The organism is Kitasatospora sp. NPDC058243, assembly GCF_042882025.1.
In the GTDB taxonomy this organism is placed as follows: Bacteria; Actinomycetota; Actinomycetes; order Streptomycetales; family Streptomycetaceae; genus Kitasatospora.
In genome coordinates, this window is record NZ_JBHVWW010000006.1 from 14,804 (window position 1) to 28,000 (window position 13,197).

Genomic DNA, 13,197 nt, shown 5'->3' on the forward strand with positions numbered 1-13,197 from the left:
TCCTTCTGTTCGGGGGTCTGAGGGGTCTCAGGGGTGCTTGAGGACGGCGTGCAGGGCGTGGCGCAGTTGCTCGCGGCCGGGCTGCAGGGCGCGGTCGAGGGCGGGGGCGAACGGCAGGACGGTGCCGTCGGGGCGGGTGACCCGGCGGGGCGGGGCGATCAGGCGCATCTCCTCGGAGGCGGTGGCCAGCACCTCCGCGGCGAAGCCGCAGCTGCGGTTGGAGTCGTCGAAGACGACCAGCCGGCCGGTGCGTTCCAGCGAGGCGGCGAGCGCGGCCCAATCTAGGGGGTACAGCGTGCGGGGGTCGAGGACTTCGACCGAGATGTCCTCGGCGACCTCGTCTGCCACGGCGAGCGCGTCGTGCACCAGGTGTCCGACGGCGACCACGGTGACGTCGGTGCCGGGGCGGTGGATCCGGGCCCGGCCGAGCGGGATCGGCGCGAGGTCCCAGGTGACGGTCTCGCGCACCGGGAGGGCGGCGGCGGGCGCGAACACCACGACCGGGTCCGGGTCGCGGATCGCCGAGCGCAGCAGCCCGTAGGCGTCGGTCGGGGTGGCGGGCACCACGGTCTTCACCCCGGTGTGCGCGAACAGGCTGTACGGGTGGTCGGAGTGCTGCCCGGCCCAGCCGTCCCGGGAGCCCGATCCGGGCACCAGGCAGGTCAGCGGGACGCTCGCCTGCCCCCCGGTCATCAGCGAGAACTTGTGTGCCTGGTTGACGAGTTGCTCGAAGACCAGGAACAGCAGCGAGGGGATCTGGAACTCCAGCACCGGGCGCCGCCCGGCGAGCGCCGCGCCGATCGCCATGGCGGTGAAGGCCTGCTCGGACAGCGGGGTGTCGACGATCCGCTCGGGCCCGAAGCGGTCCAGCAGACCGAGCGTCGGGCCGGCCATCCCGGCGCCGATGTCCTCGCCGAAGACGCAGACCGCCGGGTCGGCGGCGAGTTCGTCGGCGATCGCCCGGTTGAGGGCCTTGGTGTACGAGAGCCTGGTCATGCCACCGCCCCGGCTCGGGGCCGCAGGCCGTCGGCGTACAGGTGGTCCGACGCGCCGGCCGGGTCGGGGTGTTCGGAGGCGAGGGCGAACTCCTCGGCGGCGGCGAGCTGGCGGGCCACCGCGTCGTCGAGTTCGGCGACGGCCGGCTGCTCCAGCTGGGCGGCGGCCCGGGGGAGCGGGTCGCGGGCGCGCCAGGCCTCGACCTCCTCGGGGGTGCGGTAGTGCAGTTTCATCCGGCGTTCCATGGTGTGGTGGCCTTCGTAGCGGTAGGTGCGGCATTCCAGGAAGCCGGGGCCGCCGCCGGAGCGGGCCCGTTCCACCGCGCGCAGGGCGGCGGCGCGGACGGCCTCGGTGTCCATGCCGTCCACCTCCTCGGCGGGGATGCCGAAGGCGGCCGCCCGCCCGGTCGCGCTGCCCGCGACCGCGGTGGCGGCGGGCAGGGTGGTGGCGTAGCCGTTGTTCTCGCAGACGAACACCACCGGAAGCTGCCACATCGCGGCGAGGTTGAACGACTCCAGCAGCACGCCCTGGTTGAGCGCGCCGTCGCCGAAGAAGGCCACTGCCACCCGGCCGTCCCCGGCCTGCCGGGCGGCCCAGGCGGCGCCGACCGCGATCGGGGCGCCGGCGCCGACGATGCCGTTGGCGCCGAGGATGCCCAGCGAGAGGTCGGCGGCGTGCATCGAGCCGCCCCGGCCGCCGTTCAACCCGTCGACGCGGCCGGCGAGTTCGGCGAGCAGCCGGTGCGGTGCGGCGCCCCGGGCGAGTACGTGGCCGTGGCCGCGGTGGGTGCTGGTGAGCCGGTCGGCGGGGCCGAGCGCCGAGCAGACGCCGACCGCGACGGCCTCCTGGCCGATGTACGGGTGGATGCCGCCGGGGATCGCGCCGGCCTTCACCAGGCCGAGCGCCAGCTCCTCGAAGCCGCGGATCAGCCGCAGCATCCGGTAGCGCTCGGCCGGCGTGTCCAGCGGCGCGGTGCCGGGAGCCGCGGCACCGGGAGCCGCGGTGCCGGGGGGCACGGTCGCCGGGGGAGCCGTCACCGGGCCCCTCGCCAGATGGTCGGGCAGAACTGCGGGTCGGCGTAGTCGGGCCGGCCGTCGGCGGTACGGCGCACCAGCGCGTCGTGGTTGTACACCACCGGGCCGCCGTCCGCCCGGGTGTGGTGGCGGTACTCGTTCGCGCCGTCCTGAAGGTGCAGCGAGACGGCCCGGCGCGGGAAGGAGGCCAGGTTGGGGCCGCTGCCGTGGTAGGTGCGGCAGTGGTGGAAGGACATGTGGCCGCGCGGGATGTGCATCGGGACGGTGCGCACCTGCTGCCCGTTGTGGGCGGCGTTGGCGGCCAGGATGTCGTCGAGTTCGGTGCGGTTGCGGTCGGCGAAGTGGCGGGTGGAGTCCTCGCCGGAGTCCAGCTCCCGCCAACGGTGGCTGCCGTCCACCATGGTGATGGTGCCGTTCTCCTCGCGGCAGTCGTGGAACGGGATGAACGCGGTGAGCATCTCCTCCGAGGTGGAGGTCTGCCAGTAGTGCTTGTCGAAGTGCCAGGGCACCTGGTTGCTCGGCTCCCCGGGCACCGGCGGCTTGTAGATCAGGGTCGCCTGGAACACCCGGATCTCCTCGGCGCCGGCCAGCAGGGCGGCGACCGCGCCGATCAGCGGCTTGCGCAGGATCGCGCCGATGGCGTCGCTCTCGTAGTGCACGTAGTCGTTGTGCCGCTGGATCGGGCCCTGCGAGGGCTCCCAGGCGGCCAGGCGCGGCGGGCGGGCGGGCAGTTCGCGGTCGCGGTGGCCGCCGTAGTAGAGCTCGGTGGCGGCCTGGAGGGTGTCCAGTTCCTCGTCGCTGAACAGCTTCCGGGACAGGTACCAGCCGTGCTCGCGGTAGTGGGCCACCTCCTCGGGCGTGGGCAGCAGGGCGTGTTCGGCCTCGCTGAGGCGGAACTCGACGGCGGTGGTCATGGGGTGTGCCCCTTCTTGAGGTGTGGGCGGCGGTCAGACGGCGGCGTCGGAGCTCTGCCGCTCGACGGCCTCGTACAGGGCCTTGATGTTCGCGGTGCCGAAGGTGCCGGCGCCCTGGCGCTCGATCAGCTCCAGGAAGTACGTCCGCCGCGGGTGGGTGGAGCGGACGAAGATCTGGAACAGCTGGCCGCCGTGGTCCTGGTCGACGAGCACGTGCAGGTCGCGCAGGGTCTCCACCGGGATGGCCGTCTCGCCGAACCGCTCGGCCAGGGCGTCGAAGTAGGCGCCCGGGGTGCTCAGGAACTCCACGCCGTTGGCCCGGGCGGTCCGGACGGCGGTGGCGATGTCGCCGGTGCGGAAGGCCAGGTGCTGCACTCCGGCGCCGTCGTGGGAGGCCAGGAACTCGTCGATCTGGCCGGGCCGCCGGGTGGTGTCCGGCTCGATCAGGGTGAAGGTGACCTCGCCGGAGGCGCTCTGCACCACGCTGGAGTCCATGGCCTGCTGGCCGACCTCGATGTACTCGCCGAAGATCCGGTGGAAGCCGAGCGCGGCCTCGCAGAACCGTACGGCGTCGGCGAGTTCGCCGGCCGGGACGCAGATCGCGACGTGGTCCAGGGCGTCCAGCAGGCCCGGCTCGTCGGCGGGTTCGGCCGTGGGCAGCGGCACGAACCGCAGGGCGGTGTCGCCGAAGCCGGCGATCAGCCCGCCGGCCCGGTCCAGCACGCGGGCGCCGTGCCGCTCGGCGCGCTCCAGCGCGGCCTGCGGGTCGGTGCAGGCGAGGGCGAGGGCGGCGACGCCGTCCCCGTGCCGGGCGACGAAGCCGGCCACCGGGTGGTCGGGGTCGGCGGCGGAGGCCAGGTGCATCCGGATCGAGCCCTGGCGCAGCCGGATGGTGCGGGCGCCGTCCGGTGCGGTCGCCGGGGCGTCGGCGGTGAAGTCGAAGTCGGCGCAGAGCCCGGCCGCGGTCTTGTCGGCGTCCGCGCAGTGGAACTCGACGTGGGTGATGGACTGGATGGACAACGGGATCTCCCCCGGAGGGATGGAAGGGCGTGGATCGGCGCGCTACTTGGCGGCCCGGGTGGACGCCGGGCCGAGGATCAGGCTGAGGTTGTGGCCGCCGAAGGCGAAGGCGTTGCTCAGCGCGGCGCGCACCGGTGCGGACCGGGCCCCGCCCCGGATGTGGTCCAGGTCGCAGGCCGGGTCGGGGTCGGTCAGGTTGAGTGTCGGCGGCAGCGTCCCCCTCGCCACCGCCAGGGCGGTCACCACCGCCTCCAACGCGCCTGCGGCGCCGAGGAGATGGCCGGTGGCGCCCTTGGTGGAGCTGACCGCGGGCGGGTGCGCGCCGAAGACGGCATGCAGGGCGGCGGTCTCGGCCACGTCGCCGAGCTTGGTGCCGGTGCCGTGGGCGTTCACGTAGTCGATGTCGCCCGGTGCCAGGCCCGCGTTGGCGAGCGCGGAGCGCATCGCGTCGGCGGCGCCGGAGCCGTCGGGGCGGGGCATGGTCGGGTGGTGGGCGTCGGTGGAGGCGCCCCAGCCGATGACGTCCGCGTACCCGGCGGCGCCGCGGGCGTCGGCGTGGTCGGCACGTTCCAGGACGAGGACGGCGCTGCCCTCGCCGAGCACGAAGCCGTTGCGGCGGGTGTCGAAGGGCCTGCTGGCCTGCTCCGGATCGTCCCAACCCTGGGCGAGCGCACGGGCGTTGGTGAAGGCGGCGGCGATGGTCGGGTGCAGCGAGGACTCGGTGCCGCCGCACACCACCACGTCCGCGTCGCCGGAGCGGATCAGCCGCAGCCCCTCGGCGACGGCCTGGGCGCCGGCCGCGCAGGCCGTCACCACGGCCGAACTGTAGCCGCGGATCCCGTGTTTGATGGCGATCCGGGCGGTGGCCATGTTGGAGAGCATGCCCGGCAGCAGGTACGGGCTGACGCCGGGGCGGCCGCGTTCCAGCCGGCGGTGCGACTGCTGCTCGAAGGTCTCCAGTCCACCGCCGCCGGTGGCCAGCACCACGGCGGTGCGGTGCGGGTCGGCGTCCCGGCCGACGACCAGGCCGGCGTCGGCGAGCGCGTCGTCGGCGGCGGCCAGGGCGAGCAGCACGAATCGGTCCACGCAGCGGGTCTCGGTGGGCGGCAGCACCTCGCGGCCGTCCACGGCGGGGGCGATCCCGGCGGCGGGCAGCCAGCCGTGCGCGGCGTGGCCCTCGGGGACGGCGGTCAGTCCGGAGCGCCCGGCGTTGAGCGCGTCGAACACCTCGGCGGGCTTGCGGCCGAGCGGCGAGACCAGGCCGAGGCCGGTGACGACGGCGCCCTCGCGGCGGGTCATCGGGCACCGGCCGCGGCGTCGAGGTAGCGCTGGCGCAGCAGCACCTTGCGGACCTTGCCGGTGGGGCCGAGCGGGATGTCGTCCCCGGAGACGACCAGCACCTGGCGCACGGTCGCGGCGGCGGCCTCGTCCAGGGCGGCGATGACGTCCTTGGTCCGGTCGGCGGTCGGGTCGGCGTCGGCGGTGAGGATCAGCAGCACGTCGGTGACCACGCGCTCGCCGTCCCGCACGGCGACCACCGTGCAGTCCGCCACGTCCGGGCGGGCGGCCAGCACCCGCTCCTCCGACATGGCGGTGAACAGCCGCTTGCCGTCGCCGAGTTCGACCGAGTCGACGGCCCGGTCGACGTGGTAGTAGTAGCCCTCCTCGTCCCGGTACATCAGGTCGCCGGTGAGGAAGCGGCCGCGGATCCGGGTGCGGAAGGTGGTGGCCGAGTCGTTCCAGTAGCCGAGTGCCAGGGTCGGTGAGGAGGTGGCGAGTTCGCCGACCTCGCCGGGGCCGAGCGGCTCGCCGTCCGGGCCGACCACCTCGCAGTCGACGAAGGCGTGCGGGCGCCCGACGCAGCGCCCGTAGCGCTCGGTGCCGGGGCCGTGGGTGATGAAGAAGTGCGAGTGGCCCATCTCGGTGGAGCCCAGGCCGTCGACGAACAGCGAGCCCGGCGTCCGGGTGCGGCCCGCGCGGGTGACGGACTCCCGGCTGCCGACGGCGATCAGGCGGCGGATGTGCACCTCGTGCGCGCAGTCGCCGGTGTTCCACCACAGGGCGACGGTGGCGAGGTCCCGGGCGGCGAGGTCGTGGTGGGCGAGTTCGGCCCAGGTGGCGGCGAAGCCGATCACCCCGGTGGGCCGCCACTGCTCGATCGCGTCCAGCACCCCGGCGCCGGACTGCCGTGACAGCACGGCGAGTTCGGTGTGCGAGCTGAGCGCCAGGTTGAGCGCGATCAGGGTGGCGGCGTGCGGCGCGGGCAGTGCGCTGAGCATCCGGTCCTGGCCCTGCGGGCGGGGCAGCCGCAGCCGGTGGCGGATCGCCGCGTACAGGCTCGCGTGCGAGTGGACGACGGCCTTGGGCATTCCGGTGGTGCCGGAGGAGTGGGTGATCGCCACCGGGTCGCCGGACCAGTGCCGGTACGGCTCGGGGGCGGCATCCGGGTCGCCTGTGCCGAGGGTGGAGATCTCGGGCAGCAGCGGCGCGCCGGGGTCGTGGCCGGCCAGCGCGGCCAGGTGGGCCGGGTCGGCGAGGACGCCGACGGCGCCGAGGCGGGCGATGTAGCGGGCGGCCCGCTCGCCGTCCACGTTGGGGTTGAGCAGCGCGGGGATGGCGCCGAGCCGGGTCAGGGCGAGGAAGGCGAGCACGTGGTCGGCGGCGTCGCTGGCGAAGACCACCACCGGGTCGCGCCGGGTGATGCCGAGGGCGTGCAGGGCGGCGGCGCGGGCCCGGACGGCGCGGTCGAGCTCGCGCAGGGTGAGCGGCTGCCAGGCGGGGTGGTCGTCCACCGGGGTGTCGAAGGTCAGCAGCGGTTCGTCGAGGCCGAGGCCGAGTGCGAGCCGGGCGGTCAGGACGTTGCCGGCGCCCACGTCGGGGTCGTCCGCGATCAGGCTGCGGACACTGCGGATGGTCACGGGGTGGATCCCTCCCTCGGGGCCGGAGACGGCCCGGGCGGCTGATCGGTTGGCGTGGGTCGGACGGCCGCGCGGGCGGCGACGGGTGTCGGCGAGTGCTCGGTGGGCTGTCGGCGGGTGCGACGGGGCCTGGGTGGGTGACGGGGCCGGGTGCTGGTCTGCCGGGTGCGGCTGCTTCAGTCGTCGGGCCTCGTCCGTGGGTACGGCCGGCGCTGGCCGGACGGTTCAGCCGGTGACTGAGGAGGTGACTGAGACGGTGACCGGGACGTCAGCCGGTGACCAGGACGGCCACCGCGTGTCCGGCGGCCTCGCCCGGTTCGTCGTCGCCCGGTTCGGCGGCGATGACCAGCACCCGGTCGGCGTCGCCGTCCGCGAGGAGCAGCGCCGCGAGGTCGAGCGCGTCCGCGGGCACCTGCCCGGGGACGGCGTGGGCCGGGCTGATCGCCACGACGGGGCCGGTCAGGCCCCAGCGGGCGGCGATGTGCCCGAGGACGGCGTTGGGGTTGGACTGGAAGAACAGCAGGGGTGCGGGGCGCCGTCCGGGTTCGGCGCTCCGGTCGATGGCCCGCGCGGTAGCGCGGTCGCCGCCGGCGCTGGCCAGCAGCAGTGCGGTCCGCCCGGGGGCGGGCGGGGCGCCGTGGTGGGCGCGCAGGCAGCGGTCGGCGGTGTCGGCGACCAGCGGGTTGAAGCCGGAGGCGGCGAAGCCGGGCAGCGGTGGCGGCGGGCCGGCCAGGTCGGGGTCGGCCGAGCCGGGGTCGGGTCGGCGGGCCTCGGCGAGGACCCGCAGCCGGGCGGCGGCCGGGGCGGGTGCGGCGCCGACGTTCGTGGCGTCGGGCTCTGTGGCGTCGAAGTCTGTGGCGTCGCTGGTCATGGTGTGGGTGCCGGGGTACGGGGTCGGCGCCGTCGGGCGGCGGACGGCGGGCGGGGGCCGGTGGCCGGTCATGCGGGGGCCACCAGCAGGGCGGTGTTGGCGCCGCCGAAGGCGGAGTTGAGGCTGAGCGCGTAGCGGGGGCGGGCGGCGCGGGGGCCGTCCAGGACGAGGTCCAGGCCGACGTCCGGGTCCGGGCCGAGCCAGCCGGCGTTGACCGGGAGCAGTCCGGTGCCCAACGCGCCGATGGTGACGGCGAGTTCGAGCAGGGCGGAGGCTTCCAGGGCGTGCCCGTGGACGGATTTGCTGGAGCTGACCGGGAGTTCGGCGGTGTGCGCGCCGAAGACCCGGCGCAGCGCGCTCGCCTCGGCCTGGTCGGCGAGGGTGGAGCCGGTGCCGTTGGCGTTGACGTAGCCGACCTCGGCCGGGGCGACGTCGGCGCGGGTGAGCGCGGCCTCGACGGCCCGGGCGACTCCGGCGCCGTCCGGTTCGGGGCGGCACACGTGGTGGGCGTCCCCGGCCCGGCCCCAGCCGGCCAGCCGGGCGAGGGCGGCGGCGCCGCGCCGTTCGGCGGCCGGGGCGGCCTCGACCAGCACGGCGGCGGCCGCGTCGCCGAGCAGGGTGCCCGTGCGGCCGGTGCTGAACGGGCGCAGCTCGCCGTCCCGGGCCAGCGCGCGGCCGGCGTCGAAGACGGCGAAGACGCCCGGCTCGACCAGGTGCCCGGCCGCGACCAGGACCCGCTCGTGCCGCCCGGTGGCGACCAGCGCCGCGGCGTCCGCGACGGCGGTCGCGGCTGCCACGCAGGCGCCGGTGTACACCCGGGTGACGCCCGCGGTGCCCCAGGCGGCGCGGACGCCGGCGGCCACCGCGTCGGCGGTGCCCCTGGTCCGTTCGTCGCTGTGCAGGGCGAGCAGGACGGGCGTGTCCGCGCCGTCGGCGGCGGTCAGTCCGGCCTGGCGGCAGGCCTGGCCGACGGCGTCGAGCACCGCGCGGGCCAGCGGGAAGGTGTGCGCGAGCGGCACGTCGTCGGGCAGCAGGGCGGCCCGGGTGGTGCGGCGGGCGCTCACGTCGAAGCGGGTGACCGGGCCGAAGGCGGTCTTGCCGTGGGCGGCGGCCTCGGTCAGCGGGCCGAGTCCGCGCCCGGCGGCGCTGAGCACGCCGAGCCCGGTGACCACCGGCCGGCCGCGCGGCCGGTGCGCGGAGGGCGCGCCGGTGGTCATGGCCGGGCGCCCACACGTTCGGCCAGGACGGCCGCGCGCAGCAGTTCGGTGGCGTCGTCGACCGTCCGGACGGCGCCGAAGCGGTCGTCGTCGAGGTCCACCTGGATGTCGTAGCGCTGTTCGAACTCGGCTATGAGCCACGTGAGTTCGAGCGATCCGAGGTCATCGGGCACGGTGTCGGCGGCGCGCTGCCCGAACGCCGCCAGCATCGCGCGGACCTCGGCCCGGTCGGGGAGGGCGGAGCCGCTCACGCCGGGCTGCCGGCGGTGGCGGTGGCAGTGGCTGCGCTGGCGTCGATCCGCTTGACGACGTCGGCGGTGAACTCGTCGAGCGTCATCAGCGCGGTGGTCTCCATCTCGTCGAGGTCGAACTTGATCCCGAACTCGTCCTCGACCTGCACCGACAGCTCGGCCAGCGCGAGCGATTCGAGGTCCAGCCCGGCCGGGCCGAGGTCGGTGTCCCCGGTGACCTCGGAGACGTCGTACTGCATCTCGGTGAGCGAGGCGAGGACGAACTCGCGGACGCGGTCCTGCATGGTGTGGCTCCTTGTCGGGGTGCGTGCGGTGGATCAGAGCGCGGCGGCCGTGGCGGTGCTGCGCAGGGCGGCCGGGTCGCGCAGGAGTTTTCCGGTGGCGGTACGGGGGAGTCGGGGCAGCAGGGCGAGCCGTCGCGGCCGCTTGTAGGCGGCGAGCCGGCGGGCCAGCCCGTCCTGGACGAGGGCGAGGTCGGCGTCGGGTTCGGTGGCGAGGTAGGCCTCGATCGCGCCGTCCTCGAAGACCACGACGGCCTCGCGGACCTCGGGCAGCGCGGTGAGCGTCTGCTCGATCTCGGTGAGGTCGACCTTGAGGCCGCCGATCGAGACCTGTGAGTCCAGCCGGCCGAGGACGGTGACCAGGCCGGTGGCCGGGTCGAGTTCGGCCGCGTCGCGGGTGTGCAGCCAGCCGTCCGACCAGCGGGTCGGGTCGTCCAGCCCCGGGTAGGGCGAGGCCTCCGTGCCGATCCGCAGCTCGCCCGCGACCAGCCGCAGCCGCATCCCGTGGACGGGCTGCTTGGCCGGGTGGAGCGCGCCGGACAGGTCGGTGGCGATGACCCCGGTCTCGGTCATCCCGTACATGGTGCCGAGCGGGACGCCGTAGCGGTCGGCGAACAGCGCGGGCAGGCCCGGGCGGACCAGTTCGCCGGCCACGATCATCCGCCGCAGCCCCGGCAGCGCCGGGGGATTGACGGCGCCGGCCAGCAGTTCGGCGTGGAAGGGCACCCCGATGACGGTGGTCGGCCGGTCGCCGGCGGCGACCGCGGCGAGGATGCCCGCCGCCGTCATCCGCTCGGGCACGGCGAGCGCGACCCGCGCGTGCAGACTGTTGAGCAGTCCGCCGACCAGGCCGAGCACGTGCACCACGGAGGACAGCAGGACGACCCGCTCGCCCTCGCCGGGGAACTCCACCAGCCTGTGGTAGCAGTCGAGTTCGCGGAGCAGGTCGGCGGCCGTGCGGGCGATGACCTTGGCCGGGCCGGTGGATCCGGAGCTGAGCTGGATCAGCGCGTGCCCGGTGCGGGCCGGGAGCCCGTCCGGCAGTCGGACGGCCACCGGCTCGACCTCGGAGAAGCCGCGCAGAGCGGCCGCGGGCCGGTGGGCGGAGCCTACCAGGACCTGCGGGGCCAGCCGCGCCACCGCCGCGTCGACCTCGTGGTCGGTCAAGCGGTGGTCGAGCAGGGCCACTTGGGCACCGAGCCGCCAGCACGCCAGCAGCACCGTGACGAACGCCACCGAGGGCGGCAGTCGTAGCGCGGCGGTGCCGCCGGGGCCGAGTCCGGCCGCGGCGAGGTGCGCGGCCTGTTCGTCGACCAGGGCGCGCAGGGCGTCCCGGTCGAGTGGTCCGCCGAGATGCAGGCACTCCTCGCCTCCGGGACCGGCCAGCAACAGCCGGTCGACCCAGGCGTCCGGGGCGTCGGCGTGCGGCGGCGAGGAAGGCGGAAGTGAAGAGGGGGAAATGCCGGTCAACACCGCTCCACACAAGTGAGGGGATTTGACATGAACGCCGTTCACAACCAAAACGGTCAATTCCGTTGCCAGACGATTGCACAGACGTTTGGTCAAATCAAGGTCTATACCAATGCGGTTGTTGCTCCTACGCTGCCGAACCGGGGCTGGTCCACGCGTGGCCGCCCGGAATCGAGGACGCCCGTGGGAGAACTCACGCTGGCCGGGATGGAGCACGCCGCGCGCGCGCAACTTTCCCCGGAAATATGGGACTTCATCGAGGGTGGCAGCGGCACGGAACGCACCGTGGCGGCGAACCGGGAAATGTTCGCGCGCTATGCACTGCGCCCGCGCACGATGGTCGACGTCTCCGACTGCTCGCCCGGGCGCACGCTGCTCGGCGCGCCGCTCGGCCTGCCGGTCGGCATCGCCCCGATGGCCTACCACCGGCTGGTCGACCCGGAGGGCGAGACCGCCACCGCGCGCGCCGCCGGCCGCGCCGGGGCCCTGCTGGTCGCCGGCATGTTCGCCAGCCGCACCCTGGAGGAGATCGCGGCCGCCGCCACCGGCCCGCTCTGGCTCCAGCTGTACTGGCTGCGCGAACGCGCCGCGCTCGCCGCCCTGGTCGAACGCGCCGAGGCGGCCGGCTACTCCGCGCTCGTCCTGACCGTGGACGCCCCCAGGATCGGCCGCCGCCTGCGCGACCTGCGCAACGGCTTCGCGATCCCGCCCGCCGTCCGCGCCGTCAACCTGGACCAGGACCTGATGTCCGCCAGCCACCGCGTGACGGACGGCGGTTCGGGCATCGCCGAGCACGCCCGCGAACAGTTCGACCCCACCCTGACCTGGGCCGACCTCGACTGGCTGCGCGCCCGCACCCGGCTGCCGCTGGTCCTCAAGGGCATCCTGACCGCCGAGGACGCCCGGCTCGCCGCCGAGCACGGCGCCGACGCCGTCGTGGTCTCCAACCACGGCGGGCGGCAACTCGACGGCGCACTGCCCTCCCTGGCCGCACTGCCCGAGGTCGTCGACGCCGTACCCGCCGACCTGCCGGTGCTGCTCGACGGCGGGGTGCGCACCGGCGCCGACATCGCCGTCGCGCTCGCCCTCGGCGCCCGCGCCGTCCTGGTCGGCCGTCCGGTGCTCTGGGGCCTCGCCACCGAGGGGGAGGCCGGCGTGCACCGCGTCCTCGACCTGCTGCGCGAGGAACTGGAGCACACCATGGCCCTGTTGGGCCGCCCCCGGCTCGCCGACCTGGACCGCACGGCCCTCGCCCCCTGGCCCTGCCCGGCCCGCTGAACCGCGCACCGCCTGCACCACGTTGTCCTTACTGGATGGAGAACAGCAGATGACCGAACCGACCCCCGAGACCGAACGCAACGACCCCTTCCCCGGCTGGGACTGGGACGACCCCGACGGCCTCGCCACCCGCCTGGACGCCTTCAGCGAGCAGGTCGCCACCTGCGACACGCTCGAAGCGCACCCCGGCGGGCTGCCCCGCGACCACGCCGGATTCCGCGAACTCGGACTCACCGGGATCGAGTTCGCCGCCTTCCGGACCGCCCACCCGGAAGGGCTCGGCAGCGACCTCACCGCCCTGCGCAGCCCCGGCGCCGCCACCGAACCCGGCACCCTCTACCGGATCGACGGCGACCGCTGGTTCACCCAGCTCGACATCGGCCGGCCGCTGCCGTTCGCCGACGCCAGCGTCGACTGGGTCTACGCCGAGCACCTGATCGAGCACGTCACCATGCCGGTCGCGGTCGGCTGGCTGCGCGAGGCCCGCCGCGTCCTGCGCCCCGGCGGCGTGCTGCGCCTCACCACCCCGGACCTCGCCCGCTACCTGGCCGGCTACGCCAACGGGGACGGCTTCCTCGCCAAGCACCGCCGCCGCCTCACCACCCTCGGCTTCGGCCCGCCGATGCCCGCCCGCCCGGCCTTCCTGGTCAACCAGATCTTCCGTTACTACGGGCACCAGTGGATCTACGACCTGGACGAGCTGCGCCACGTCCTCGCCCTCGCCGGCTTCGAACCGGAGCGGATCCGCCACTGCGCCTACCGCCAGGGTGCCCGCCCCGACGTCGCCGACCTCGACACCGCGTTCCGCACCGACGAGACCGTCTACGTCGAAGCCGACCGTTAGGCCCGTAGACCCATAGGCTCGCCAGGCCCTCGGGTCCTTGGGCTCATAGCCCCCTGGACCCTGGGCCCCCGCCGACGCCTCCGCACCGGATCTGTACCGAACG

General features: G+C 75.1%; 13 protein-coding genes. 2 read left to right on the forward strand and 11 right to left on the reverse strand.

The window, feature by feature from the left end; all coding sequences use genetic code 11:
• Window positions 1–27 precede the first annotated feature (27 nt).
• From ACFVX9_RS06380 to ACFVX9_RS06430, 11 genes are all read right to left on the reverse strand, one after another.
• Window positions 28–996 (reverse strand): alpha-ketoacid dehydrogenase subunit beta, encoded by a 969-nt coding sequence (locus ACFVX9_RS06380; protein WP_380481880.1) that lies wholly within the window; start codon window positions 994–996, stop codon window positions 28–30.
• Window positions 993–1,934 (reverse strand): thiamine pyrophosphate-dependent dehydrogenase E1 component subunit alpha, encoded by a 942-nt coding sequence (locus ACFVX9_RS06385; RefSeq protein WP_387980826.1) that lies wholly within the window; start codon window positions 1,932–1,934, stop codon window positions 993–995. Before ACFVX9_RS06385 ends, ACFVX9_RS06380 begins: the two co-directional genes overlap by 4 nt.
• A 95-nt stretch (window positions 1,935–2,029) precedes the next feature.
• Window positions 2,030–2,944 carry a phytanoyl-CoA dioxygenase family protein gene (locus tag ACFVX9_RS06390; RefSeq protein WP_387980727.1) on the reverse strand — a complete coding sequence of 305 codons (915 nt, stop codon included), beginning with the start codon at window positions 2,942–2,944 and terminating at the stop codon, window positions 2,030–2,032.
• A gap of 33 nt (window positions 2,945–2,977) precedes the next feature.
• A complete protein-coding gene (gene hppD / locus ACFVX9_RS06395) occupies window positions 2,978–3,964 on the reverse strand; it encodes a 4-hydroxyphenylpyruvate dioxygenase (protein ID WP_380377462.1) in 987 nt (328 codons plus the stop codon).
• A 42-nt stretch (window positions 3,965–4,006) separates the two neighbouring features.
• Entirely contained in the window at window positions 4,007–5,263 is a 1,257-nt protein-coding gene (locus ACFVX9_RS06400) for a beta-ketoacyl-[acyl-carrier-protein] synthase family protein (protein WP_380424651.1), read from the reverse strand.
• Window positions 5,260–6,882, reverse strand: a complete 1,623-nt coding sequence (locus tag ACFVX9_RS06405; protein WP_380481887.1) for a class I adenylate-forming enzyme family protein — start codon at window positions 6,880–6,882, stop codon at window positions 5,260–5,262. Before ACFVX9_RS06405 ends, ACFVX9_RS06400 begins: the two co-directional genes overlap by 4 nt.
• 268 nt (window positions 6,883–7,150) lie before the next feature.
• Entirely contained in the window at window positions 7,151–7,825 is a 675-nt protein-coding gene (locus tag ACFVX9_RS06410) for a hypothetical protein (RefSeq protein ID WP_380481889.1), read from the reverse strand.
• Window positions 7,822–8,970, reverse strand: a complete 1,149-nt coding sequence (locus tag ACFVX9_RS06415; protein ID WP_380481891.1) for a beta-ketoacyl synthase N-terminal-like domain-containing protein — start codon at window positions 8,968–8,970, stop codon at window positions 7,822–7,824. The genes ACFVX9_RS06410 and ACFVX9_RS06415 overlap by 4 nt, the downstream gene beginning before the upstream one ends.
• Complete coding sequence (locus ACFVX9_RS06420) at window positions 8,967–9,221, reverse strand: acyl carrier protein (RefSeq protein WP_380481893.1); 255 nt, start codon at window positions 9,219–9,221, stop codon at window positions 8,967–8,969. Before ACFVX9_RS06420 ends, ACFVX9_RS06415 begins: the two co-directional genes overlap by 4 nt.
• The gene (locus ACFVX9_RS06425) at window positions 9,218–9,505 is read right to left on the reverse strand and encodes a phosphopantetheine-binding protein (RefSeq protein ID WP_380377453.1); all 288 of its coding nucleotides are present in this window, start codon (window positions 9,503–9,505) and stop codon (window positions 9,218–9,220) included. Before ACFVX9_RS06425 ends, ACFVX9_RS06420 begins: the two co-directional genes overlap by 4 nt.
• 33 nt (window positions 9,506–9,538) lie before the next feature.
• Window positions 9,539–10,975, reverse strand: a complete 1,437-nt coding sequence (locus ACFVX9_RS06430; protein ID WP_380481895.1) for a class I adenylate-forming enzyme family protein — start codon at window positions 10,973–10,975, stop codon at window positions 9,539–9,541.
• Between the two features lie 180 nt (window positions 10,976–11,155).
• On the opposite strand from ACFVX9_RS06430, the gene ACFVX9_RS06435 reads away from it, so the two are divergent.
• A complete protein-coding gene (locus tag ACFVX9_RS06435) occupies window positions 11,156–12,250 on the forward strand; it encodes an alpha-hydroxy acid oxidase (protein ID WP_380377449.1) in 1,095 nt (364 codons plus the stop codon).
• 49 nt (window positions 12,251–12,299) lie between these two features.
• Window positions 12,300–13,094: a class I SAM-dependent methyltransferase gene (locus ACFVX9_RS06440; RefSeq protein WP_380481897.1), complete on the forward strand. Its 795-nt coding sequence runs from the start codon at window positions 12,300–12,302 to the stop codon at window positions 13,092–13,094.
• Window positions 13,095–13,197 lie beyond the last annotated feature (103 nt).